This window comes from Aureimonas sp. Leaf427, from assembly GCF_001425485.1.
Lineage (GTDB): Bacteria > Pseudomonadota > Alphaproteobacteria > Rhizobiales > Rhizobiaceae > Plantimonas.
Genome location: NZ_LMQW01000002.1, coordinates 25,792 through 50,620, shown reverse-complemented (window position 1 = coordinate 50,620; position 24,829 = coordinate 25,792). Strand labels below are relative to the sequence as shown.

Here is a 24,829-nt window from a genome sequence, read left to right as displayed (position 1 = left end):
CGGATGGCGCCTGCGAGCAAAATGGATCACCCTTGCCGATGATTCGGATCGGCAAGGGCCCCAGCGCCGGGAGGGCCGATCGGACGGAAGCATCCTCGGGGGAGAACCGCCATGCAGCCGAAAGCGCGTCCGGGACTTGCGCTGGTCCTGATCCTGTCACTGGCGCTGGGCAGCCTGCCGCTCCGGCCCGCCTTCGCCGCCTCCCCGGCGCCGGCCGAGGGCGAGCACGGCATGGTCGTCACCGCGCAGCATCTGGCCTCCGACGTCGGTATCGAGGTGCTGAAAAGCGGCGGCAACGCGGTGGATGCGGCGGTGGCGGTCGGCTACGCGCTGGCGGTGGTCTATCCGACCGCCGGCAATCTCGGCGGCGGCGGCTTCATGACCATCCGCCTGAAGGACGGGCGCACGACCTTCCTCGACTTCCGCGAGCGCGCCCCGCTCGCCGCGACGAAGACGATGTATCTGGACAAGGATGGCAATCCGCTGCCCGACGCCAGCACCGAGGGCTATCTGGCGGTCGGCGTGCCCGGCTCCGTCGCGGGGTTCGAGGCCGCGCGCGAGGCCTATGGCACGCGCCCGCGCGAGGCGCTTCTGGCGCCCGCCATCCGTCTGGCGACGGAGGGCTTCGCGCTCGAACCCGGCGACGTCGCCTCCTTCGCGGACGGAAACGAAAGGCTCGCCAAGGACGAGGCGGCCGCCGCGATCTTTCTGAAGGACGGCCAGCCCCTGGCGCTCGGAACGGTGCTGAAGCAGCCCGATCTCGCCGCCTCGCTCCGTGCCATCGCCGAGACCGGGGTGGACGCCTTCTACAGAGGCGACATCGCGGACAGGATCGTCGCGGCGAGCGCGGCCAAGGGCGGCATCCTGGCGAAGGCCGATTTCGAGCAGTACAAGGTCCGCGAGCTGAAGCCCGTCGAGTGCGACTATCGCGGCTTCGCCATCGTCTCCTCGCCGCCGCCCTCTTCCGGCGGCGTGATCATCTGCGAGATCCTGAACATTCTCGAAGCCTATCCGCTCGCCTATCTCGGCCACGGCTCGGCCGAGACGACGCGGCTGATGGTCGAGGCCATGCGCCATGCCTTCGTCGACCGCAACGCCTCGCTCGGCGATCCCGACTTCGTCGCCAACCCGACCGAGAAGCTGCTGAGCAAAGAGTACGCGAAGGAAATCCGCGCCCGGATCGATCCCTACAAAGCGGGCGTCAGCCAGGCTCTGATGCCCAAGGGCTTCGGCGAATCCACGGAGACGACGCATTATTCGATCGTCGACGACGAGGGCAACGCGGTCGCCGTCACCTACACGCTGAACGGCTCCTTCGGCGCCGCCGTCGTCGCGCCCGGCACGGGCATCCTTCTCAACAACGAGATGGACGACTTCACCATCAAGCCCGGCGTGCCCAATCTCTACGGGCTCGTGCAGGGCGAAGCGAACGCGGTGGAGCCGAGGAAGTCGCCGCTCTCCTCGATGAGCCCGACCATCGTCTCGCGAAACGGCAAGCCCTTCATGGTCATCGGCAGTCCCGGCGGCTCGCGCATCATCACCATCACGCTCGAAGCCATCCTCAACGTGATCGACCACGGCATGAACCTGCAGGAGGCGATCGACGCGCCGCGCATCCACCACCAATGGCTGCCCGACAAGGTCTTCATGGAGCCCTACGCCCTCTCGCCCGATACGCTGAAGATCCTCGCCGGCATGGGCTACGACATCGGCATCGATCCCGACTGGACGATCTGGGGCGAAGCCGCCGGCATCCTCGTCGGCGGCCGGAGCCTTGCCGAGATCGACGCCGGCACGGCCCCCGCGCGCTACTACGGCGCCATCGACAGCCGCGCCACCGCCGGCAAGGCCCTCGGCTATTGAGCGCAAGGTGAGTGCGGCTTCGTAGGGGGAAGCGGCCTGTCTGGCGGTTGGGGCTGAGGAGGCGGGGGGTTCGAGGGCGGCGCGAGGCACCCCCCTCTGCCTGCCGGCATCTCCCCCGCAAGGGGAGAGATCAGTCTCGTTGCCGGCATTTCCAGATTCTGATCCGTCCGCAGAGCTGCCGATCTCCCTCCTTGCGGGGGAGATGTCCGGCAGGACAGAGGGGGGTGCCTCCCGCGAAGGTCAGCCCGGAAAACCGCCGAACCAAGCGATCCAACCTCTCCGAACATGGCTTCTTCTCCCCTGCGGGGAGAAGTGGCCGGCAGGCCGATGAGGGGCATGCCATCCCTTACAGGACGCCGCGCCGCCTCGGGCGCCGCCCCCTCATCCCGCTGCCGCGACCTTCTCCCCGCAGGGGAGAAGAACCCCTTTTTGATCAGCCGAGACCACCGTCATCCCCGCCCGAACGGCCGATCTCCCTCCTCGCGGGGGAGATGCCCGCCCCTCGACAAAGGCTCGGGAGAACAGAGGGAGGTGCCTCCCGCGAAGGTCAGCCCGGCAAACCGCCCGACCAAGCGAGCCAACCTCTCAGAACGTGGCTTCTTCTCCCCTGCGGGGAGAAGTGGCCGGCAGGCCGATGAGGGGCATGCCATCCCTTACAGGACGCCGCGCCGCCCTCGGGCGCCGTCCCCTCATCCCGCTGCCGCGACCTTCTCCCCGCAGGGGAGAAGAATCCCTTTTTGATCGGCCGAGACGGCCGTCATCCCCGCCCGAAACGGCCGATCTCCCTAATTGCGAGGGAGATGCCCGCCCCTCGACAAAGGCTCGGGAGGACAGAGGGGGTGCCTCCCGCAAAGGCCGGCCCGGCAAACCGCCGGACCAAGCGAGCCAACCCCTCCGAACATGGCTTCTTCTCCCCTGCGGGGAGAAGTGGCCGGCAGGCCGATGAGGGGCATGCCATCGCGGACAGGACGCCGCGCCGCCTCGGGCGCCGCCCCCTCATCCCGCTGCCGCGACCTTCTCCCCGCAGGGGAGAAGAACCCCTCTTCCGATCGGCCGAGACAACCGTCATCCCCGCCCGAAACGGCTGACACGACCATCACGTCTGGGTGAGCGAGGCGGTCGTGTCCCGAGGCGGTGCGGCACCGCGCGGCCGATACATCGCTGTGCCGTACGGCTCCACCGACAGAAACCGTTCACCCCCGTAACCCGGCACGACAGTCGTGATCCCCCGGCGATCCGACCTCGGCTGTCCCGTTGCTCCCGGCCTCCTTGATGCCCCAAGATTCCGCAGGGTTCGCCAAGTATGTCCAGCGAGTCGATCAGTCTAAAGAACGTTCTCCGAGGCGCCGAGAAAGCTCAAGCCGCCACATCTTGGAATCGTGCACTGGATCGAGCGTTTCCGCCGAGACGATCGAGAGAAGAGCCGACGATGCATGCCTGCCTTGGTATCGCCTGATCGTTCGACTATGACGTCTGGATTAAGACGACCTGTGGCCTATGCGTAACAGTCCTGTCGTTTCCCGAGCGTTAGAGACGATCTCGGTGCCGTTTCGAAAGACCATCATGACCCGACATCTCGCCTTCGCTCTCGCCGCCGCAGCGCTCCTGTCCGGTTGTTCCTCGATGAGCGATGCGGACGGTCTCTTCGGCTACTCGCCCGCGCAGACCGAAGCCGCGGCCGGTTCGTCCGATCTGTCGGCGGCCTCGCTCGCCGCGCCCGTCGCCGTCCTGCCCCTGCCGCCCGCGCCGCCGCATGCGTCGAACCGCTCGGCCCGCACGCCCGCCCTCGCCAGCGCCCCGGCGCCGATCCCGACGACCCCGCCCGTCCTGTCGGCGCAGGCGGCCCGGACGCCCGAGGCGGCGCCCGTGCCGGCGGGTGCGATCGTGGACGATGCGGATGGCGGGGCCGAGGCGATCGAGATCGCGGCGCTTCCCGAGACGGCCCCTGCCGCTGCCGCCCCTGCCGCTGGGCCGATCTCGGCCGCCACCGAGGACGGCGAGCGCGACCGCATGATTGCTTCCGCCCTCGCCCCCGCCTCCACGCGCCAGACGCTCGGCGAGCTTCAGGTCGGCTCGAACGGCACCTTGATCCTCCCGGCCGCGCGCGACCTCGAAGTCATCGACATCGCCCCCATCCGCGACAGCATGCGCGAGACCGGCGCGCCCGAGCTCTGAGCCGCGGCGCTGGCTCTTAGAGGGACCGACGTCCGGCGGCGATCGTTTCGCGGGCGCCGGCGGGGTTCACCGCTCGAGGCGAGAAGACGATTTCCATCTTACGTCGGATGACATAAGAACGACGGGTCTTCACAGCCATCGCCGCCCCGTCACGAGCACCGACACGGGGACGGCGCAGCCGGTTCGCCTTTGCGGGACGGGTGCAGTTGGGCTGACCGTCTTTCACCGCACGCCACACCAGGATGATATGAAACGCCCGCCGAAGTCGTTCGTGGTCGAACACAAGCGCCGCACCCGATCCGCAACGGACGCACCGGTCTCGATCTGGTCCGGCTCCGCCGGCCGCACGATGCGCAGCCTCGTGGAGGCGAACGACCTCGAGGAAGCCGCGCCCGAGCAACGGACGTCGCGCCCGAGCGAGCCGGCGAGCGCCGCGCCCGTCGCCAGGGCGCGCATTCTGGAAGCGCGGGCCGAGCCGATCGCGATCGCCGAGCCGGAGATCCTGGAAGTCTCCGCCCCGCCGCCCCGCCCCCGCGGCCGCCCGCGCAAGGCCGGCACCGCGGCAGCGGCCCCGAAGCCCGCACCGGCATCGACGGCGCCGCGCGACTGGTCCCGCGAGATCTGGATGCAGGACGCCGAGCCGGACACGGACGAGACGCCCGCCGCCCTCGCCGCGCACGACACCGTCGTCACTCACGAGGTCCCGGCGGCGCCCGACGACCCCATGGCAGAGACGGCGGCGGAGACCGCATCGGAGACCGGCCCCAAACGGCCCAAGCCGAGCTTTCGCGAACGTCGCCTCGAAGCGCGCAAGAAGCTGCCGCTCGGCCAGCGCTGGAAGTGGACGCTGAAGGTCTGAGCGACGGCGGATGCTTCGCGCGCGGCGACCCGATGGGCTCGCGCCGGAAAACGCACGCCGCGACGCTCACCCGCCGTGACGACGCCGGCCGCGTCGGTTTCAGTCTGCAGCGACCGGTCCCGACGAGCCGCGGACGATGAGTTCGGCGTGCAGGCGCTCCTGGCGGGCGGGCGCGTCGGGGGCGGAAGAGGTGGCGTCGAGAAGAAGGCGAACCGCGCGGCGGCCGATCTCGGCGATGGGCTGGGCCATGGTGGTCAGCGGCGGATCGCTGAGGGCGCCTTCCGGTATCCCGTCGAAGCCCGTGACGGACACCGCGCCCGGCACCGCGACGCCCTTCGCCGCCAGCCAGGAGAGGGCGATCAAGGCGATGAGGTCGGACTGCGCGACGATCGCCGTCGGACGGACGGGAGCGGAGAAGAGCGTCTCCAGCGCCGCGTGAACGCTCGCCTCGTCCCCCGTCGTCTCGAAGACGGGAACGGCCGATGCCTCGATGCCCGCCTCCGCGAGCACATGGAGCGTTCCGACCAGACGATGGCGCGCGGCATGGTACTCGACATCGCCGCCTTCCGCCGCATCCCTCGCCTCTCCCCCGCCGCCTGGCCGCGCCATCGACAGTTCCATGGCGAGAACGGCGAAGCGGCGATGGCCGAGATCGAGGAGATGGCGGGCAATGCGCCGCGCGCCGTCCCCATTGTCGATGCCGACCGCCGGCAGCGTCTCGTCGCCGTCTCCGAGATCGAGGGCGACGAAGGGCAGCCGGCGCTCGCGCGATCGCCGGATCAGGCGCCTCGCCCCGGTGATGCAGAAGAGAATGAACCCGTCCACCAGCGCGCTGTCCATCGTCCAGGCGAGGTCGTCCTCGCCGATGGCCGAGACCAGCGACAGGCCCACCCCCTCCTCCTGGCAGACCTCTGAGATCGCCGCCATCAGGCGCCGGGCGAAGGGGTCCTCGAAGAGATGGGCGAGCGGCTCCATCGTCGCGATGCCGATGGCGTTCGCCCGGCCCGCGCTCAACATGCGACCCTTGGGATCGGGCCCACGATAGCCGATCTCCCGCGCCGCCTCCAGAACGCGCACGCGCACGGCCTCGCGCACCAGCTTCGGCCGGTTGAAGACGTTGGACGCCGTTCCCTTCGAGACGCCCGCCGCCGCGGCGACGTCGCCAAGGGTCGGCGCCTTCACAAGGTCCGTTCTGCTCAAGCGCCACCGATCGCCGTTTTCGAAGACTCATCGTAGCGCAGGACTTGAACGGGTTCAAACAGCCTTGACAGACACAGCTAAGGGTGAAATGAACCGGTTCAAGTCAGGCGTGAACCGGTTCATTTATGAGGTCGATGCTGTGGTGATCTCCTCGAAGACCCGACTTCTCTTAGTCCCGCTTAAGCATTGCCTCGACCCCGTGCTCGGCCGCTGGGGGACCTGGCGCGAGCGCCGCGCGCACCGTCGCGACCTCGTCACCCTCTCGCGCATCCCGCCGCGGCTTCTACGCGACGCGGGGCTGGACCGGGAGCGGATCTATGAGGCGTTGGACGGCACGAGCGACGAGGTCGGCCCCGCCCATCTCAGCCGTCTCCTGCGCGGGAACGGGCCGGACTAAGCCGGTCCCGCCCCGGCCATAGGCTTGCTGCGAGCCGGGACGCCGGGTGGCGTCCCGCAATCGCTTTGCCCGGAACCCTTCCAGCGGCCGCCGCTCTCTCACGGCTCGTTCATGCCCCGCGCCAGCTGGTCGGTCAGCGGCTTGGTCAGGTAGTTCATCAAGGTGCGCTCGCGCGTCTGGATGAGGATTTCGGCGGGCATGCCGGCCTGGAGCTGGCGGCCGCCGAGCTTGTTCATCTCCTCCGGCGGCGTTTCCACCTGGACGCGGAAATAGGGCGCGCGGTTCGGCGATTCGATCTGGTCGCCCGAGCGCGACACGACGCGGCCCATGACGACGGGCGTGGTGCGAAGGTCGAGCGCGGAGAAGCGCACCTCGGCCGCCTGCCCGATCGAGACATTGTCGATGTCGAGTGGCGAGACCTGCGCCTCCACCAGGAAGGCGCCGCTCTTCGGCGCGATCTCCATCAGGAGCTGCCCCGCCCCGATCACGCCGCCGACCGTGGTGGCGACGAGATTCTGCACGGTGCCCGACTGCGGCGCGCGGATGTCCATGCGGCCCTGAACGTCTTTGGCCACGAGATATTGCTGCTGGAGGTCCGCGCCCTTGGATTCGGCGGTGCGCAGCTGCGCCACCACATCCTCGCGAAACTGCTGGCGCACCTGCAGCGTCTGCATCCGCGCCTCGGAAATCTGCTGCTCGGCGCGGCCGATCTGCGAGACGATGTCGCCGATGTCGCCGTCGAGCTGGGCGGCGCCCCGCTGCAGCTCCAGAACCCGCGACTTGTTCGTCAGGCCCTTGCGCAGAAGGCCCTGGAGCGAGCCCAGCTCCTCGCGGATCAGCTGGACCTGGCGCTCCTTGGAATCCTGCTGGGCCTTCAGGCCCTCGATCGTGCGCTCGAGCTGGCCGACCTTCCGGTCGAGAAGGTCCACCGTGCCGAGGATGGTCTTGCGCCGCTCGTCGAACTCCTGGGTCTGGCCGCTCATCGCCTTGTCGACCGCCTCCTCGCCGCGCCGGTCGAGAAGGTCCTTGGGAAAGGCGATCGTCTCCAGCCCCCGCTGCTCGGCGGTGAGCCTAGCCTCGGTCGCGAGCTGCACGTCGAGCTGGTTGCGGATGCGCGCGAGCGTGGCGTCGGACTGCGTCGGGTCGAGCGTCAGGAGGAGGTCGCCCTCCTTCACCTCCTGCCCTTCCAGGACATGGGGCGTGCGCACGATGCCGCCCTCCAGATGCTGCACGCTCCGCCGCTTGCCGGCATAGACGACCGTGCCCGGCGCCGTCACGGCGCTGGCGAGCGGCGCGGTCGTCGCCCAGACGCCGGCGCCGAAGAAGGTGGTGGCGACGATGGCAAGCCCGGCGAGGATCGTGCCCCGCGCCGAGACGGGCGCCGTCACCGCGTCCGAGAGCGCCTCGCGCCCCTGCGGCGCCCGGCCCTTGGTCGCGACGGGAAGGCGGCGGGCGAGATCGACCGGCCCGGGCGTCAAGGCCCCCAGCGAAAGATCGGTGCTCATGACGGGCGATGTCCCTCTTCGTCCAGGCGGCGGAGCCCCCGGCTCAGGCGCCGGCCCGGGTGATCTTCGTGACCGGCGCCACCGAGATCGTCGGCGGGGGCTGGGCCTGGGTTGCCGTCGCCGGCCTCGGCTGGGGCCGCGCCTCCGGCGGGGGCGGCGGCGGCCCGCCGTTCAGCCGCTCCATCACCGCCTGCGTCGGCCCGTAGAGCGTCAGCACCCCGCCGGAGAAGACCGCGAGCCGGTCCACCTCGTTCAGAAGCGCGGCGCGGTGGCTGATGACGAGGACCGTGCGCCCCTCCGCCTTGGCCGTGCGGAGCGCCATGGCGAGCGCCATCTCGCCCTGGCTGTCCAAGCTCGAATTGGGCTCGTCGAGAACGATGATCCGGGGATTGCCGTAGAGCGCGCGGGCGAGCCCGACGCGCTGCCGCTGGCCGCCCGAAAGCGAGCGCCCGGCCTCGCCGATCCGCGTGTTGTAGCCCTCCGGCATCTGCAGGATCATCTCGTGCACGCCGGCCTTCCGCGCGGCCTCCACGACGGCGGCGGAATCGATCTCGGAAAAGCGCGCGATGTTCTCGGCGATCGTTCCGGCGAAGAGCTCCACGTCCTGCGGCAGATAGCCCAGATGCGGCCCGAGGCGCTCCGGGTCCCAATTGTCGAGATCGGCCCCGTCGAGCCGGACATGGCCGGAGAGCGGCGGCCAGACGCCCGTCAGCGCCCGCGCGAGCGTCGACTTGCCGGCGCCGGACGGCCCGACGATGCCGACGATCGCGCCGGCCGGGATGTCGAGGTCGATGCCCTTCAGCACCGCGACGCGCGATCCCGGCGGCGCCACGACGAGCTGCTCCAGGCTGATCGCGCCGGTCGGCTCCGGCAGGTGCATGAGCGGGGCCTCGGGGGGCCGCGAGGCGAAGAGGCTCTGCAGACGCCCATAGGCGGAGCGCGCGGCGATGAAGCTCTTCCACTGCGCGACCGCGCTTTCCACCGGCTGCAGGGCGCGGCCCATGATGATGGAGGAGGCGATCATCGCGCCCGGCGTGATCTCCGCCTCCAGGACGAGATAGGCGCCGCCGCCCAGAATCGCGACCTGCAGCACGAGGCGCGTGAACTTCGACAGCGAGACGAGGACGCCCGCGCGGTCGCTGGCCTTCGCCTGAAGCCCCAGCGCCTGATCGTGGAGCACGCTCCAGCGCCCGACGATGGCGCCCATCATGCCGAGCGCATGGACGATCTCGGCATTGCGCAGCGAGGTCGAGACATATCGGTCGGCGCCGATCGAAAGGGTCGCGGCCGCCTTCAGATGCCGGCGCGTCGCCAGCTCGTTGGCGAGGGCAAGGCCGAGGATCGCGACCGCGCCGACCGTGGCGATGGCGCCGATCCAGACATGGATCATGTAGCAGACGGCGAGGAAGAGCGGCATCCAGGGCGCGTCGCAGAAGGTCACGATCGCGCCGCCCGTCAGGAAGTCGCGCAGCGTGTCGAGGTCGCGGATCGGCTGGGCGTTCTGCCCGTTCGGCGTGCGCAGATGGCCGCGAAAGGCCGCCGCGAAGATGTCGCGCCCGGCGACGCGATCGAACTTGGCGCCCGAGCGGACCAGGATGCGCGAGCGGATCGTCTCGAGCGCGGCCGAGACCGCCAGGAGCGAGACCGCCAGCAGCGTCACCATGACGAGCGTCGTCTCGTTGCGGCTCGCCAGGACCCGGTCGTAGACCTGGATCATGTAGAGCGGACTGACGAACATCAGGAGATTGATGAAGAAGCTGAAGACGACGACGAAGATGAAATTGCTACGGCAGACCGACAGATAGGCGTTCAGCGTCGCGGTCGTCTGGGCTCCCGATTGCGTCACGTCGACCTCGCCCCTCCGCGATCTTCCAAAGGCCCGCGCCCCCCGGCACCGCCCCGATCCCCGCCGGTCCCGACCGCCGCGATTCGCCGACCCTAGCGCGAACGCCCCGCCGAGGCGAACCCGTTCGCGCCCATGCCCGCGCCCGCCCCATCCGGCGAGCGCATCCGATGGCCGCTTCGCCGGGATGCGCCGTGCCGGCAGCGCGCCGGCCACCGCCGCCCCGAGCGCCGGCCTCGTTCAAGACCCTGGCGAAGCAGCATGTTCCCCGGCTGAGGACACGGCAATTGAAGCCAAACGATGACGATTCCGGCACTCTGGCCCGAGCGCCCGCCCGAGCGCCACGGCATCGAACGCCCGCGGCCGATGCCCTCGTCAGAGGACACCGGCCGCGGCATCGGCAAGGATCGAACGCGCTCGGGACCCGTCTCCGCCCCCGCGGATCGGGCCGTCGGCTTATACCGACGAGCCCTTGAATTAACCTGTTTCGTGGGCTCGTCGGTATCATTCCTTCCAGACGATCGAGTAGAGCTTGGGATTGTCGGCAAAGCCCTTGGAGATGGCTTTTCGGACGCTTGGGGAGGTCTGGTAGAGCTTCACGAAGCGATGGAGGTCCGCGTCCTCCGCCCGATCGGCGGGCGCGTAGAAGCGCACGGCATAGTCGACGTCGTCGAGGCCGGAGAAGAGCAGCGCGCTGCCGGGATCGAAGGCCTTCGACGCGATGATGAAATGCGGATAGCCGACCGCGAGATCGACGTCGCCGGTGATGCGCGCGAGCTGCGGGCCTTCCACTTCCGTGAAGACGAGCTTCTTCGGATTTTCCGTGATGTCGTCGAGCGAGCCCATGGCGCCGACGCCCTCCTTCAGCTTCAGCAGCCCGGCCTTCTGGAGGAGGACCAGCGCGCGGCCCTGGTTCACGGGATCGTTCGGCACCGCCACCGAGCCGCCCTCGGGGATCGCCTCGAAGCTCTGATGCTTCAGCGAATAGAGCCCGACATTCAGCAGCGTGCCGAGGCCGATCTCGGCGAATCTGTAGCCGCGCTGCGCGCTCGCATGTTCGGCGAAGAGCTTGTTCTGGAAGTAGTTGAGGTCGAGGTCGCCCGCCGCCAGCGCGACGTTCGGCGTCGTCCAGTCGGAGAACTCCACCACCTCCACGTCGAGCCCGAGGCCCTTGGCCTCCTCGGCCGCGGCGATGACGGAATCGGCGTAGACGCCGGGCACGACGCCGATCTTGATCGCGGCGGCGGCGGCGGGGGAGACGGTGGCGAGAAGAAGCGCGGCGAGGCCGGCGAGAAGGCGCGATGTCATGAGAACGGTCTCTGGGAGGCAAGTGGGGCGATGATGGTCGGTTCGGGAGGACGGCGGATCAGTCCTTGATCCAGGGCAGGCTGTAGAGCTTCTCGTCTTCGGCGAGCGCCGTGTGGATCGTCCGGCGGACGGCGGGCGAGGCCTGGTAGATCTCGACGAAGCGCCGCACCTCCGGCGATTGCGCATGGTCGGCGCGGGTGACGAAGCGGATGGCGAAGCGCTCGTCGTCGATGCCGGAATAGAGCAGCGCGGAACGGGCGATCTCGGGCTTGCCGGCATTGACGAAATGGCCGGGATAGCCCTGCGCCAGATCGACGTCCTCCAGGGCGCGCACGAGCTGCGGCCCTTCGATCTCGACGAGGTCGAGATGCTTGGGATTGTCGACGATGTCGTCGAGCGTGGCCTTGTAGCCGGTGCCGTCCTTCAGCTTGATGAGACCGGCCTTTTCGAGGAGCAGGAGACCGCGCCCCTGGTTCACCGGATCGCTGGCGACGGCGACGCGGGCGCCGTCCTTCACGTCGGACAGGCTCTTCAGCGTCGCGGAGTAGAGGCCGATATTGGAGAGAAGGCCGAGGCCGACATCGGCGAACGCGTAGTGCCGCTCGGCCACCGCGTTTTCGAGAAAGGCTTGATGCTGAAAATAGTTGACGTCGAGATCGCCGCTGGCGAGCGCGACGTTCGGCGTCGTCCAGTCGGAGAATTCGATGACCTCGACCTCCAGCCCCTCGGCCCTCGCCTCGGTCGCGGCGACCTCGACGGAATCGGCGAGCGAGCCCGGCGTCACGCCGATCTTGAGGCCCGCCGCCAGACCGGGCGCGGTGAGGAGGACGGCCAGCACGGAGGCGCCGGCGGCGAGGCGGAGGATGCGGCGAAAGGAGGACAAGGGCTCGGGCTCCCGAATGAGGACGGGACCGAGGCTATTGTCTACCAGCATTATGGACAAAGAATATCGTGCTAGAAACGCGGCTCTTCCGGAATGCGTTTTGCGTTGCGGCAGGGAGCCCGGCGCCGTCGGACCCTCCTGTCGGGCATCGCCCGCGGCGGGTCCGACCCATCACGGACCGGAATCCGTCGGGCCGCATCGATTCACCGAAGTCGTTGGACGGGGCCGCCGGGACCGGCGAGCCTTCCCGCATGACCATCCGTCCCCCGAACGGCGGCGCGAGCGCTCCTCCGTCGACCGACCCGAGCCCGGCCGATCCCGGCGAGCGCGGCCCTCTCTCCTTCCGGCGGATCGATCCGGCGCGGAACATGGCCCGGTTCTACCTTCTCGCCCTTCAGCCGACGCTCTTCGGCGACGTCTCGCTGGTCCGCAACTGGGGACGCATCGGCACGAAGGGGCAGGCCAAGGTCGAGACCTTCGCCGACGGGGCGGAGGCAAAGGCCGCGCTCGGGCGCATCGAGCGCGCCAAGCGGCGGCGCGGCTATGTCGAGCCGGGCGCATAGGAGGGTCCGTGGAACCCCGTTCCGTCCGTCCTGCGATGCGCCCGCGCGCATGGCCTGGCGAGCCATCGCGGGAGGCGGAGCCCCGCTGGCACGGCAGAGCCGACTCCTGCTAGGGTCGCCGCCGCCCCTCCCCGGACGACAGGGCGGGGCGACGATCCCGATCAGAGAGAGGTCTCCTCGACCATGACGAATGCGCTGAAGTTCTACATCGACGGCGAATGGGTCGATCCGGCCGTGCCCGCCACGCTTCCCGTGATCGATCCCTCCAACGAGGAGGCCTATGCCGAGATCTCGCTCGGCTCGGGCGCCGACGTCGACCGCGCCGTCGCCGCCGCGCGCCGCGCCTTCGAGACCTATTCGCAGACGACTAAGGCCGAGCGCCTCGCGCTGATGCGCCGCCTGCTCGATGTCTACACCGCCCGCATCGGCGAGATGGCCGACGCGATCAGCCGCGAGATGGGCGCGCCCCGCCCCTTCGCGAAGTCTTCGCAGGCCTTCATGGGCACGGCGCATCTTTCCAAGATGATCGAGACGCTGGAGGCCTACGAGTTCCACGAGATGCGCGGCTCCACGCTGATCGCCAAGGAGCCGATCGGCGTCGTCGGCATGATCACGCCCTGGAACTGGCCGATGAACCAGATCATGTGCAAGGTCGCGCCCGCGCTCGCCGCCGGCTGCACGATGGTTCTGAAGCCCTCCGAGATCGCGCCGATGAGCGGGCTGCTCTTCGCCGAGATGATGCACGAGGCGGGCGTTCCGAAGGGCGTCTTCAACCTCGTCAACGGCGACGGCCCCGGCGTCGGCGAGGCCATGTCGCGCCATCCCGGCATCGACATGATGTCCTTCACCGGCTCGACCCGCGCCGGCATCCTCGTCGCCAAGGCCTCCGCCGACACGATCAAGCGCGTCCACCAGGAGCTCGGCGGCAAATCGGCCAACATCCTCCTCTCCGACGTCGATCTCGAAAAGGCCGTGACGAAGGGCGTCGCCGGCTGCTTCGGCAATTCCGGCCAGTCCTGCAACGCGCCGACGCGCATGTTCGTGCCCGCCGACCGCCACGACGAGGCCGCCGAGATCGCGGCGCGCGCAGCCGCGACCTTCAAGGTCGGCCCGGCCGATGCGGAAGGCTCGCAGCTCGGCCCGGTCGTCAGCCAGGTCCAGTACGACAAGATCCAAGGGTTGATCGAGACCGGCATCAAGGAGGGCGCCCGCCTCGTCGCCGGCGGCCTCGGACGCCCGGACGGCATGAACCGCGGCTACTTCGTCCAACCCACCGTCTTTGCCGGCGTTTCGCCCGACATGACGATCGCCCGCGAGGAGATCTTCGGCCCGGTGCTCGCGATCCTGCCCTACGAGAGCGAGGAACAGGTCGTGCGCCTCGCCAACGACACGGTCTACGGCCTTGCCGCCTACGTCCAGTCCGGCGACCTCGCCCATGCCCGCAAGATCGCATCGCAGATGCGCGCCGGAAACGTCTACATCAACTACCCCGCCTGGGACGCCGGCGCGCCCTTCGGCGGCTACAAGCAGTCCGGCAACGGCCGCGAATATGCCGAGTTCGGGCTCGACGAGTTCGTCGAGATCAAGGGCGTGGTCGGCTACGAGGCCGCCTGAGAAAGACCTCGGCGGGGCGGTCCGGCAACGGCGCCCCGTCGACGGCGGCTCGCGTGGTTCCATCCGACGGATGGAGCTGCAAGCTTCTGCAACCCGCTCCACCCGATGCTTCCCTGCCGCGAAGGCGACAGCCCACCCGGTTCCGAATGAAAACCGGCAGACGTCAGGCGACGGCTTTCGCGACCATCTCCGGATGCTGCCCGATCACCCGGACGTAAGCGACGGCAAAGTCCGGCGCCGTCGCGCGCGCCTGTTCCCAATCGCGCAAGGTCCCGACCGGAACCCGGAAGCGGCTGGCGAACTCGACTTGAGACATGCCGAGCCCGGTCCTCGTCCTGCGGATCAGGCGGGCGCGCTGGCCTCGATCCATCGCCTCGGCCGTCACGTCGAAATCGTCCGCGTCGGCCGGGTCAGCAGCCAGTGCGATAGGCTCGTTCTTCACCCGTGTTGCTCCTTCTCACTGAAAGGAAGCGGGCTCACCGACATGAAGCGAGGCACGTCCCCCCGCCAGACGAAGACGCCGGTGAACAGCTTTTCGCCGACGAGGCCGACCACCTTGAACCGTTCCTCGCCGTCGATCTCGCGGATCGAGGGTACGATCAGATGGTCGTCGTCCTCGAAGATACGGTCGCCGAAGATCAGCGGTAGCTTGTGCTTCTCCCGGTTGGCCGCGTCCTTGGCCGGATCGAACCTGTCCTCGGTCATCGGCCATGATCATACGGGATTTCCGCACAACCCGCAAAGTCTTTCATTCGGGCGCCTTTGCCGATCTCACGACGCCTGCGCCATCTCCCCCGCCAGATTCCCCCGGATCCGCGCCAGCACCGTCTCCCCCGAGACGTCAGGCGAAAAGCGCTTGCCCGTGATCGTCTCGAAGGCCTCGACATAGACCAGCGCCGTGTCGAAGATCAGCTCCGCCGGGATTTCGGGGATGGCGTCCTTGTAGGGATCGCAGCGCGCGGCGACCCAGGCGCGGACGACGTCCTTGTCGAAGCTTTCCGGCCGCGTTCCCGCGGCGAGGCTGGATTCGTAGCTCGCCGCCTTCCAGTAGCGCGAGGAATCGGGCGTGTGGATCTCGTCGGCGAGGACGATGCGGCCCTCGCCGTCCGTGCCGAACTCGTATTTCGTGTCGGCGAGGATCAGCCCGCGCTCCGCGGCCATCACCTGTCCGCGCTCGAAGAGCGCCAGCGCGTAGGCGCTCGCCTCCTCCCATTGGGCCGGGGTCAGAAGGCCTTTCTCGATGATCTCCGCGGGCGTCAGCGGCTCGTCGTGGCCGCCGTCGAAGGCCTTGGAGGTCGGGGTCAGGATCGGCCGCGGCAGGCGCTCGTTGTCGCGCAGGCCATCGGGCAGGGTGATGCCGTAGACCTCTCGCGCGCCGGCCTTGTAATGGGTGAGGATCGAGGTGCTCGTCGTGCCCGCCAGATAGCCGCGCACGACGAACTCCACCGGCAGGATGTCCAGCCGCCGGCCGATCACGACGTTCGGATCGGGATAGGACAGGACGTGGTTGGCGCAGATGTCGCCGGTGCGCTCGAACCAGAAGCGCGCGGTCTGCGTCAGCACCTCGCCCTTGAAGGGCACGGCGCAGAGGATGCGGTCGAAGGCGCTCAGCCGGTCCGTCGCGATGATGACGCGGCGCCCGTCGGGCAGGTCGTAGTTCTCGCGCACCTTGCCGCTGTAGAAGTTCGGCAGCTCCGGGATCGCCGCCCCGTCGAGGACGCGGGAGGCGTTGGCGCGAAGCTCTGCAATGTCCATGGGGCGGTCCGAACGGCGGTTGGCGGGGCAGGCCGGACGTTAGCCGCTTCCCCCATCCCTGTCAGTCCCCCCCGCGCGTCCCGCGCCCGACGGTTTCCAAGAAAAGGGCGATGACCTATAGACCCTTTGGCCGCCGGGCCGCCGAAAGGCGCCGCCGGCGGGATGCCCGGATAGGGGGATGCCGGGATGTCCGGAATGAAGGAGCCGCCGCCATGACCGGTGCAACGCCGCAACTCTCCGTCAACGTCAACGCCATCGCCATGCTGCGCAACCGGCGCGACCTGCCCTGGCCGGACGTGGCGCATCTGGCGAAGATCGCGCTCGAGGCCGGCGCGCACGGGATCACCGTCCATCCCCGGCCGGACCAGCGCCACATCCGCTTTTCAGACCTGCCCATCCTCGCGCGCCTCGTCGCCGAGCATGGCAAGGGCGCGGAGTTCAACATCGAGGGCTATCCCTCGGAGGAGTTCCTCGGCCTCGTCCTCGCTAACCGGCCCCATCAGGTGACGCTCGTCCCCGACGATCCGACGCAGTCCACCTCCGACCACGGCTTCGACTTTGCCGCCGATCGCAATTTTCTCGTGGAGACCGTGGCGCGCCTGAAGGGCGAGGGCCTGCGCGTCTCGCTCTTCGCCGATCCCGTGCCGGAGGGGCTGGAGGCCGCCGCCGAGACCGGGGCGGACCGCGTGGAATTCTACACCGGGCCCTACGGCGCCACCCATTCCGACCCCGCCGCGCGCGCCGCCGAGCTGGATCGGCTCGGCCGCGCCGGCGACAAGGCCGCCGCGCTCGGCCTCGGCATCAATATCGGCCACGACCTGACGCTGGAAAACCTCCCCGCCCTCGTCGCCCGCCTCCCCTTCGCCGCCGAAGCCTCCATCGGCCACGCGCTGACGGCGGACGCGCTGGAGCTCGGCCTTGCGGGAGCGGTGCGCGCCTATTGCGCGGCGTTGGAGGGGCGGGGGTAACGCGAGTTCGACGAGGAAGCGCTCGACGCGCAGCTCCTCCGCAGCTCGAACGGTTGCCCAGCTTGGTTCTTCTCCCCTGCGGGGAGAAGGTGGCGGCAGCCGGATGAGGGGGCGGCGCCCGAGGGCGGCGCGGCGTCCTTTAACGGATGGCATGCCCCTCATCGACCTGCCGGCCACTTCTCCCCGCAGGGGAGAAGAACCCATGTTCGGAGGGGTTTGCGCTTTTGATTTGAAGGGTTTGCCGGGCCGACCTTGCGGGAGGCGCCCCCCTCTGTCCTGCCGGACATCTCCCCCGCAAGGAGGGAGATCGGCAGCTCCGGCGGTCGATCGAAATCGCAGCCGTTCGCGGTTAGCCTGATCTCTCCCCTTGCGGGGGAGATGCCGGCAGGCAGAGGGGGGTGCCTCCCGCCGCCCTCACCGAAGCTCCGCTCGACCAGCCGAAATCACCCGCCCACCATCAGCTTCACCACCTCGTCATGCGTCGTATCGGCGATACGCCGCTCGCCGGCCTCCACGCCCCGCCGCAGCACCACGATCCGGTCCGAGACGGCGAAAATGTCCTGCAGGTTGTGGGAGATGAAGATGACGCCGCGCCCCTGCGCCTTCAGCTGGTGGATCAGCGAGATCACCTTGCGCTGCTCGGGAACGCCCAGCGCCGCGGTCGGCTCGTCCATGATGAGGATGCGCGCGTTCCAGTAGACCGCGCGCCCGATCGCCACCGCCTGCCGCTGGCCGCCGGAGAAGTTGGAGACCGGGGCGTCCGTGCGCGAGACGTGGAAGTCGAGAAGCGCCATCGTGTCGCGCGCGGCGGCGGCCATCTTCTTTCGGTCGAGCACCGGCAGGAAGCCGAACTTCTTCGTCATCGGCTCGCGGCCGAGGAAGATGTTGCCGCCGATCGTCAGATTGTCGGCGAGCGCGAGGTCCTGGTAGATCGTCTCGATACCGGAGTCCCGCGCCTCCTGCGGTGTGGCGAAGGAGACGGGCCTGCCGTCGAGCTTCACCGTGCCGGAGGTCGGGCGGAAGACGCCGGAGATCGCCTTGATCAGCGTCGTCTTGCCCGCGCCGTTGTCGCCGGCCAGCGCCACGACCTCGCCGGGGCGGATGGTCATGGAGAAGTCGTTCAGCGCGCGCACCGCGCCGAAATGCTTGGACAGGTTGGAGACTTCGAGGATCGGCTGGGCGGAACTACTCATCGATGCGACCTCCGCTGAACCGGCGCTGCGCCTGGTCGATCAGAACCGAGATGATGATGACGACGCCGACGCTGATGAACTGCCAGAAGGGCTCGACGTTCACGAAGACGAGGCCGTACTGGATGACGGCGATGACGAAGGCGCCGGCCACCGTGCCGAGAATCGTGCCGGACCCGCCGAAGAGGCTGGCGCCGCCGATGACGACCGCCGCGACGCAGTCGAGCAGCAGCGGCTCGCCGGCCTGGGCCGCGCCCGCGTTGAAGCGCGCGGAATAGACGACGCCCGCCAGACCCGCGCAGGCGGCCGACAGGATGTAGAGCCGCAGAAGATGCCACTTGATGTCGATGCCCGAGCGCCGCGCCGCCTGGACGTTGGCGCCGATGGCGTAATTGTGCTGGCCGAAGCGCGTCTGGCTGAGAAGGTAGTGCATCACCAGCACGAAGATCGCGGTGATGATCACGATCGTCGGCACGCCGAGAATGCGCCCGTTGCCGATGGCGGCGAAGACCGTGTTCTTGATCGGAACGGTCGTGCCGTTGGCGAGCAGGAAGGCGACGCCGCGCGCGACGCCGAACATGCCGAGCGTTCCGATGAAGGGCGGCACGCGCAGGCGCGAGATGAGGAGCCCGTTCACCGCGCCGGGGATCGCGGCGGCCGCCACCGCGACGAGCGTTCCGAAGACGACCGCCATCGGCATTCCCATGCCGGGCGTCGCCCAGTTGATCGCATGGGCCGCGACGACGGCGGCCAGCCCCATGACGAAGCCCATCGACAGATCGATGCCGCCGGAAATGATGACGAAGGTCTGCCCGGTCGCCAGAAGCAGCGGCGCCACGGCGAAGATCGCGATGGACTGGATGTTGAAGCCGTTGAGAATGAAGGTCCCGCCGAAGGAGGCGCGCGACCAGACCTCGAAGACGACGATCAGCGCGGCGAGGAACAGCCAGGCGCGCAGGTCCGCGACGCGCTGGATGATCGTGCGTGCCGTGTCGGCGTGATCGGCCTGCGGCTTGACGTGCTGGCTCTCTGCCGGAGGACCGCCGGGGGGCGCGTCCAGGAGGGATGCGGTCATGGGTTCACCTGCCCGGCGGGATGGCCGCCTTTTCTGTCGTGTCGGGAATGCGGTCTTGGGGGTGGTGCGAGGCGCCCCCCTCTGCCTTGCCAGGCATCTCCCCCTCAAGGGGGGAGATCAGGCTCATCGCTAAGGCCGAAGCTGCCGATCTCCCCCCTTGAGGGGGAGATGTCCGGCAGGACAGAGGGGGGCGCGGCACCCGCCAACCTCTATCGGATCGTCCGCGCAAAGGGGTCGAGGGTCTCCGACCGAAGCTTGGTCTCCTCCCGCCCTCCGGCGGCACGCCTTTATCGGCCTGCCGGCCACGTCTCCCCGTCGGGGAGAAGAAGCGTCTTCAAAAACGCCCCGCTCACTCCGAGTAGACGTATTTCGCCACGTTCGGATCGGTCACGTTGGTCTTGTCGATGACCGTGAAGCCCGTGCCGATCGAGACCGGGATGGACTGGCCGGTGAGGTGGGCATAGGCGGAGACGACGCCGTAATAGCCGATCTCGGCGGGATGCTGGGCGATGGCCGCGTCGACGAGGCCCGACGTGATGTTGTCGACGATCGAGCCGGGCGCGTCGAAGGCGACGACCTTGACGTTGCCGGTCTGGCCCGCCTGCTGCACGCCGTTGCCGGCGCCGATGGCCGAGAAGAGGTTCGCGCCGAAGACGCCCTTCAGGTCGGAATTGCGGGCATAGACGGCCTGCAGCTGGCTCGCCGCCTTGTTGGCGTCGTTCTCGTTGAACTGCGTGTCGAGCACGGTGATCTTCGGGAAGTTCTCGGAGATCTCGGCCTTGAAGCCGGCTTCGCGCTGGTCGGTCGTGGAAATGCCGGGCTTGACGTTGGAGACGTAGACCTTGCCGCCCTCCTCGCCGATCGCCTTGGCGAGCGCCCGGGCCGCCATGCGGCCGCCCAGAACGTTGTCGGAGGCGATGTAGGCGAGCGGGAAGTCGGCCTCGCCGGCGCCGGTCTGGTATTTTCCGGTGCCGATGAACGTATCGACCGTGATGACCGCGATGCCGGCGTCCTGCGCCTTGCGCAGCGGCTCGACGAGCTGCGTCACGTCGGTCGGCGCGATCAGGATCGCGTCGGGCTTGCGGGCGATCGTGGCGTCGAGAACCGGCACCTGCACGACCGGGTTGAACTCCGGCCCGCCCTGGAACACCAGCTCCACGCCGAGCGCGTCGGCGGCGGCCTGCGCGCCCTTGCGCATGGTGATGTAGAAGGCGTCGGTCGTCAGGCCCGGAATGAGCGCGACCGTGAATTTCTTGGCGTCCTGCGCGTGGCTGGGCAAGGTGCCGAGCCCGATGGACGCTGCGACGGCCAGACCGGCGGCCGCCTTCAGAATGGAACGACGCTCCATGACTTCCTCCCCTTAGACGAGCGGCCCCCACATGCGCTCCCACACATGCTGAAAGAGGCGGCCTGCGTTGTCGCAAATCCTCTCGCTCGGTGACGCATGATCGGCAGGAACGTCGGCCAGCGTCAAGTGCAAATATTTGCAGGAAGCAATTTCACATTTTCGGCAAGGGGATGGCGGGGTGCGGGCGGGCGGGCGTCGGAGACGGCGGGCCGAGGTCGTGTGACCTGCGCGCACGATCCGCGTCGTCGAGGGACCGGTGCACCGCTGCGACCGTCATTCCGTTTCCCTGCAACCGTCGTCTCCCCAGCAGCCGTCATTCCACCCCTGCGACCGTCATTCCACCTCCGCAGCCGCCATCGCCCCCGCAACCGTCGTCTCCCGCAACCGTCACCCCCACTCGCAACCGCCATTCCACCCCCCGCAACCGTCATTCTCGGGCCCCGTCCCGAGAATCCAGGTGAGCCCCTCGACGGTGGCGAGGCACCGGCTGGATTCTCGGGACGGGGCCCGAGAATGACGGTCGCGGGCGACAGGGCCGGAGGGCGGCAGGGTGATAGAGCGGGAGGGCGGCAAGCGCGGCAGGCGAGAAGGCGGCAGGCGGCGGGCGGCAGGCGGCAGGGCGGGCGGAAGCCAAGGGACCGCATGGGCGAGCCGCCCCGCCCGGCTCCATCTAGCCCGTCCCCGGTCCACTCCCCTCCCCGCCCCGCGCCTCTCACGCCGCGTCGAGCACCGCCTCCGCCGTCCGCGTGTCCGTGACGAGCGCCGAGACGAGGCCGGCTCTGGCGGCGCCGAGGATGGCGGCCGCCTTGTTCTCCCCGGTCGCGACGCCGACGACGAGGGGTGCGCGGCGCAGCTGCTCGGCGGACATGGCGATCATCCGCCGCTCGCCCTCCCAGTCGGTGATCTGCCCCCTGGCGTCGAAGTAGTGGCGCAAGACGTCGCCCACGGCGTCGGCCAGCGCCTGCTCGTCGGGCGTCGCGGCGCTCGCGTCCGGCGAGTTCTGCGAATGCGGCAGGCCGATGCCGACGACGGCGGCATCCACCCGGTCCCAGAGCGCCACCGTGTCGGCGATGGCGGGATCGGCGAGGAGCACCCCGCGCGTCGCCGCCGAGGGCAGATAGGGCGCATGGACGAACTGCGGCACGCCGCCGATCGCCCGCGCCGCCCGCCGCACGAACTCGTTCACCTGGAAATGGGGCGCGTGCTGCTGCATCCCGCCCGTCGCGGGCACGGTGAGAACGCCCGGCAGATCGGGCAGGCTGCCCTCCACCACCGCGCGCACCGCCCGCCCCCAGCCGATCGCCAGAACCGAGCCCGCCTTCAGCCCCGCCTGACGCAGAAGCTCGCCGACGGGCGCGGCGATGGCGTCGAGCCGCCCGCCGCCGGCGGTCTCCACCACGGCCGCCGTCTTCAGCTTCAGCGTTTCGCAGAGCGCGCGCACGAGATCGTCGGGCGCGGCGAGATCGCGCACCTCGATCCGCACGATCCCCTCCGCCCGCGCCCGCTGCAGCAGGCGCGAGATCGTCGCGGCGGAGAGCCCCAGACGCTTGGCGATCTCCACCTGGCTCATCTCCGCCTCGTAATGGAGCTTGGCGACGGTGTGCAGCATCGTGCGGGACGTCGGGTCGACGGGAGGGGATGGGGGCGGGGTCCGAGCCAGCTTGCAATTCCTTTCAGCAATATGTTACGTCATATCCAAGCCGACGTTATCACACAAATCTCCCGCTCCGATCCTCGCCGCGACGCGAAATTCGAAGGGCGGGCAATCCCCGAGGAACGGGCGGCAGACCGGGGGCGGAGGAACGATCCATGGCACGCATGACCACGGCAGAGCTGCGCGGATATCATCAGATCTGCGGCCAGGACGGAGCGATGATGGTCATCGCCTGCGACCAGCGCGGCGGCATGCGCACGCTGCTCGCCTCCGATCCCGCCGAACAGGCCGCGATCGGCAACGACGTTCTCGGCCACACCAAGGCCGACATCACGCGCCACCTCGCCTCCAAGGCGAGCTGCGTGCTCGTCGATCCGATCTGCGCGGTGCCCCATCTCGTCGACGACGGCGTCATCGCCCGCGACACCGCGCTTCTCATCGGCCTCGACGCGTCGGGCTGGGACGTCTCGCCGGAAGGCTACCGCCTCTCCAAGCTCGTGGAGGGCATCGACGCGCGGCGGGTGCGCGCGCTCGGCGGCACGGGCGGCAAGATCATGGTCTACCTGCGCTCCGACACGCCGGCGGCCAACACGCACAACATCGCGATCCTGAAGGCGGCGATCGAGGATTTCGCCCGCGAGGACATTCTCCTCGTCGTGGAGTTCCTGACCTATGCTTTGGAGGGCGAGAGCCCGGAGGCCTACAAGGCGAAGATCCCCGAGCTGATCCAGGGCGGCACGCGCATCTGCCTCGATCTCGGCTCCAAGGTCCTGAAGCTGCCCTATCCCGGCTCGCCGGAAAGCTGCGCGGCCGTCACCGACATGTCCGGAGACGTGCCCTGGGCGGTCCTTTCCGCCGGCGTCGACCACGAGACCTTCCTCGGCCAGGTCGAGATCGCCATGCGGAACGGCGCCTCCGGCGTCATCGCCGGGCGCTCGCTCTGGAAGGACTGCATCTCGCTCGACCGGGAGGTGACGCGCCAGCGGCTGGAGACCGTCGCCGTCCCCCGCCTTCGCGAGATCCAGGCCGTGATCGGCCGCTACCGCACCCCCGCCGCCAAGGTCGCCTGACCTCGGACCTGCGGCCGGTCTCCCCGACCGTTCGGGCGCCTTCCACCATCGGGAGAGCGCCCGAACGGGTCGGACGGGACCGCCGCATCGCCTTCGACGGCCGGATGCTGAGGGCAGTCCGGCCGTCCGTCTTCAACGGTCGGAGGGAGCCGCCCGTGAGCGCCATCGGCATCGACATCGGGGGCACCCATCTGCGCGCCGCGCGCATCGGGGCGGACGGGGCGATCCTCGCCCGCGCGCGCGCCGCGAGCTCGCCCGATCCCGAGACCGTTTTCTCGCGCATCGAGGCGCTGATCGAGGAGATCCTCGACGAGACGGTGACGGGCATCGGCATCGGCGTGCCCGGACGGGTGGATTTCGAGGCGCGCCGCGTCCTCTCCGGCGGCTATGTCGATCTCTCCCGCACCGATCTCGCCGGGCGGCTGGAGGCGCGCTTCCGGCGCCCCGTCGCGATCGACAACGACTGCAGCATGGCGCTCGTCGGCGAGGCCGCCGTCGGCGCCGCGAAGGGCATGCGCCATGTCGTCATGCTGACGATCGGCACGGGCATCGGCGGGGCGATCCTCGAAGGCGGGCGCCTTCTTCGCGCGCGCGGCACGGCCGGGCAGCTCGGCCACATCTCCATCGATCCGGCGGGGCTGCGCTGCGTCTGCGGCAAGCGCGGCTGCGTGGAGACGACGAGTTCGGGCACCGCGCTCGGCCGCCACATCAGAGAGGCCGGCCTGCCCCCGGAGACGACCGCCGCCGAGCTTCTCGCCCGCCGGCAGACCGGCGACCCCCTGGCCTCGGCCGTTCTCTCCGCCTGGGCCGGCCCCTTGCGCATCGCCATCGACGGCCTCGTCGCCTCGCTCGATCCCGAGATCGTCGTCCTCGGCGGCGGGCTCGGGGGGGCTGCGGCCGCGGCCCTCGCCGGCATCGAGGGCGATGTTTCCTGGTACGGCGCGCCCGTCGCCGCCGCCCGCCTCGGCGACGATGCCGGCGTGATCGGCGCAGGCCTCGCCGCGCTTCCGCAGGCCTCCGCGCAAAAGCGCGTCGTCTTCGTCAACGGCGTTCCCGCCAGCGGCAAGAGCGGCGTCGCCGCAGGCCTCGGCGCGGCCATGGGCTGGCCGGTCCTCTCGCTCGACACGGTCAAGAACCCGTTCCTGGAGGAGATCGGCCCGGTCGACCGGCCCTTCAACCGAAGGCTCGGCCGCGCCAGCCTCGCCGCGCTCTTCGCCATCGTGCGCGAGGCCCCCGCCGGCACGACCTTCATCCTCGACGCCTGGTTCGGCTTCCAGCCGCGCGATTATCTCGACGCGCTCGTGGCGGAAGCCGGCATCGACGCCTCGGTCGAACTCTGGTGCACCGCCCCGCCCGAGACGATCGGCGAGCGCTACGCCCACCGCGCCGCCACCCGCCCCCCCGGCCACCCCGGCGCCGACTACGTCCCCGAACTCATAGCCCTCGCCGAACGCGCCGAGCCCCTGCACCTCCCCGCCCTGCTGCGGATCGACACGACGGCAAGGCCGGATATCGCGGCGGTGCGGGATTGGCTGGCGGGGCAGTGGCGGCTTTGAAGG

At 69.5% G+C, this 24,829-nt stretch carries 21 protein-coding genes and 1 pseudogene; 9 read left to right on the top strand and 13 right to left on the bottom strand.

The window, feature by feature from the left end:
* The first annotated feature begins 111 nt into the window (after positions 1-111).
* The 3 genes from ggt to ASG62_RS02925 all read left to right on the top strand — a co-directional run bounded on the left by ggt (position 112) and on the right by ASG62_RS02925 (position 4,897).
* Positions 112-1,863 carry a gamma-glutamyltransferase gene (gene ggt, locus ASG62_RS02935; protein ID WP_056697956.1) on the top strand — a complete coding sequence of 584 codons (1,752 nt, stop codon included), beginning with the start codon at positions 112-114 and terminating at the stop codon, positions 1,861-1,863.
* Between the two features lie 1,563 nt (positions 1,864-3,426).
* On the top strand, positions 3,427-4,038 hold the full coding sequence (locus ASG62_RS02930) for a hypothetical protein (protein ID WP_056697953.1): 612 nt from the start codon (positions 3,427-3,429) through the stop codon (positions 4,036-4,038).
* Between the two features lie 247 nt (positions 4,039-4,285).
* Positions 4,286-4,897, top strand: coding sequence for a hypothetical protein (locus ASG62_RS02925; protein WP_056697951.1), 612 nt, complete (start codon positions 4,286-4,288; stop codon positions 4,895-4,897).
* 99 nt (positions 4,898-4,996) lie between these two features.
* On the opposite strand, the gene ASG62_RS02920 is transcribed toward ASG62_RS02925, so the two are convergent.
* Complete coding sequence (locus ASG62_RS02920) at positions 4,997-6,097, bottom strand: LacI family DNA-binding transcriptional regulator (protein WP_056697948.1); 1,101 nt, start codon at positions 6,095-6,097, stop codon at positions 4,997-4,999.
* 88 nt (positions 6,098-6,185) lie between these two features.
* On the opposite strand from ASG62_RS02920, the gene ASG62_RS02915 reads away from it, so the two are divergent.
* Positions 6,186-6,494 carry a hypothetical protein gene (locus ASG62_RS02915; protein ID WP_056697944.1) on the top strand — a complete coding sequence of 103 codons (309 nt, stop codon included), beginning with the start codon at positions 6,186-6,188 and terminating at the stop codon, positions 6,492-6,494.
* Between the two features lie 98 nt (positions 6,495-6,592).
* Here the strand turns inward: ASG62_RS02915 and ASG62_RS02910 are convergent, their stop codons facing one another.
* From ASG62_RS02910 to ASG62_RS02895, 4 genes are all read right to left on the bottom strand, one after another.
* Entirely contained in the window at positions 6,593-7,999 is a 1,407-nt protein-coding gene (locus tag ASG62_RS02910; protein ID WP_056697941.1) for an HlyD family type I secretion periplasmic adaptor subunit, read from the bottom strand.
* A 43-nt stretch (positions 8,000-8,042) separates the two neighbouring features.
* Positions 8,043-9,845 carry a type I secretion system permease/ATPase gene (locus ASG62_RS02905; RefSeq protein WP_244487660.1) on the bottom strand — a complete coding sequence of 601 codons (1,803 nt, stop codon included), beginning with the start codon at positions 9,843-9,845 and terminating at the stop codon, positions 8,043-8,045.
* 501 nt (positions 9,846-10,346) lie between these two features.
* Entirely contained in the window at positions 10,347-11,150 is an 804-nt protein-coding gene (locus ASG62_RS02900; protein ID WP_056697938.1) for a MetQ/NlpA family ABC transporter substrate-binding protein, read from the bottom strand.
* 58 nt (positions 11,151-11,208) lie between these two features.
* Positions 11,209-12,033 carry a MetQ/NlpA family ABC transporter substrate-binding protein gene (locus tag ASG62_RS02895; protein ID WP_244487659.1) on the bottom strand — a complete coding sequence of 275 codons (825 nt, stop codon included), beginning with the start codon at positions 12,031-12,033 and terminating at the stop codon, positions 11,209-11,211.
* 251 nt (positions 12,034-12,284) lie between these two features.
* Between ASG62_RS02895 and ASG62_RS25245 the strand changes: the two genes are divergently transcribed.
* Together ASG62_RS25245 and ASG62_RS02885 are read left to right on the top strand one after the other, a co-directional pair.
* On the top strand, positions 12,285-12,596 hold the full coding sequence (locus ASG62_RS25245; protein WP_082537438.1) for a WGR domain-containing protein: 312 nt from the start codon (positions 12,285-12,287) through the stop codon (positions 12,594-12,596).
* 183 nt (positions 12,597-12,779) lie between these two features.
* Positions 12,780-14,210 carry an aldehyde dehydrogenase family protein gene (locus tag ASG62_RS02885; RefSeq protein WP_056697935.1) on the top strand — a complete coding sequence of 477 codons (1,431 nt, stop codon included), beginning with the start codon at positions 12,780-12,782 and terminating at the stop codon, positions 14,208-14,210.
* 163 nt (positions 14,211-14,373) lie between these two features.
* Here the strand turns inward: ASG62_RS02885 and ASG62_RS02880 are convergent, their stop codons facing one another.
* The 3 genes from ASG62_RS02880 to ASG62_RS02870 form a co-directional block, all read right to left on the bottom strand.
* Complete coding sequence (locus ASG62_RS02880; protein ID WP_056697932.1) at positions 14,374-14,652, bottom strand: helix-turn-helix domain-containing protein; 279 nt, start codon at positions 14,650-14,652, stop codon at positions 14,374-14,376.
* Complete coding sequence (locus tag ASG62_RS02875) at positions 14,649-14,915, bottom strand: BrnT family toxin (RefSeq protein WP_244487658.1); 267 nt, start codon at positions 14,913-14,915, stop codon at positions 14,649-14,651. Before ASG62_RS02875 ends, ASG62_RS02880 begins: the two co-directional genes overlap by 4 nt.
* Before the next feature lie 66 nt (positions 14,916-14,981).
* A complete protein-coding gene (locus ASG62_RS02870) occupies positions 14,982-15,965 on the bottom strand; it encodes a phosphoribosylaminoimidazolesuccinocarboxamide synthase (RefSeq protein WP_056697930.1) in 984 nt (327 codons plus the stop codon).
* Positions 15,966-16,177: 212 nt separating this feature from the next.
* Here ASG62_RS02870 and ASG62_RS02865 point away from each other — a divergent pair, with 212 nt between their 5' ends.
* Positions 16,178-16,933, top strand: a complete 756-nt coding sequence (locus ASG62_RS02865; RefSeq protein ID WP_056697927.1) for a pyridoxine 5'-phosphate synthase — start codon at positions 16,178-16,180, stop codon at positions 16,931-16,933.
* A 443-nt stretch (positions 16,934-17,376) separates the two neighbouring features.
* Here ASG62_RS02865 and ASG62_RS02860 read toward each other — a convergent pair whose 3' ends face one another.
* The 5 genes and pseudogenes from ASG62_RS02860 to ASG62_RS02845 form a co-directional block, all read right to left on the bottom strand.
* Positions 17,377-18,126 (bottom strand): ATP-binding cassette domain-containing protein, encoded by a 750-nt coding sequence (locus tag ASG62_RS02860; protein ID WP_056697922.1) that lies wholly within the window; start codon positions 18,124-18,126, stop codon positions 17,377-17,379.
* A complete protein-coding gene (locus ASG62_RS02855; RefSeq protein ID WP_056697919.1) occupies positions 18,119-19,198 on the bottom strand; it encodes an ABC transporter permease subunit in 1,080 nt (359 codons plus the stop codon). Before ASG62_RS02855 ends, ASG62_RS02860 begins: the two co-directional genes overlap by 8 nt.
* Before the next feature lie 4 nt (positions 19,199-19,202).
* Positions 19,203-19,389: pseudogene (locus ASG62_RS27965) on the bottom strand (riboflavin biosynthesis protein RibD); the annotation flags it as partial.
* A gap of 158 nt (positions 19,390-19,547) precedes the next feature.
* Positions 19,548-20,546 (bottom strand): ABC transporter substrate-binding protein, encoded by a 999-nt coding sequence (locus tag ASG62_RS02850; RefSeq protein WP_056697916.1) that lies wholly within the window; start codon positions 20,544-20,546, stop codon positions 19,548-19,550.
* 712 nt (positions 20,547-21,258) lie between these two features.
* The gene (locus ASG62_RS02845; protein WP_056697913.1) at positions 21,259-22,155 is read right to left on the bottom strand and encodes a sugar-binding transcriptional regulator; all 897 of its coding nucleotides are present in this window, start codon (positions 22,153-22,155) and stop codon (positions 21,259-21,261) included.
* 200 nt (positions 22,156-22,355) lie between these two features.
* Here ASG62_RS02845 and ASG62_RS02840 point away from each other — a divergent pair, with 200 nt between their 5' ends.
* Complete coding sequence (locus tag ASG62_RS02840) at positions 22,356-23,270, top strand: tagatose-bisphosphate aldolase (protein WP_056697909.1); 915 nt, start codon at positions 22,356-22,358, stop codon at positions 23,268-23,270.
* A gap of 155 nt (positions 23,271-23,425) precedes the next feature.
* Entirely contained in the window at positions 23,426-24,826 is a 1,401-nt protein-coding gene (locus tag ASG62_RS02835; RefSeq protein WP_244487657.1) for an ROK family protein, read from the top strand.
* Positions 24,827-24,829 lie beyond the last annotated feature (3 nt).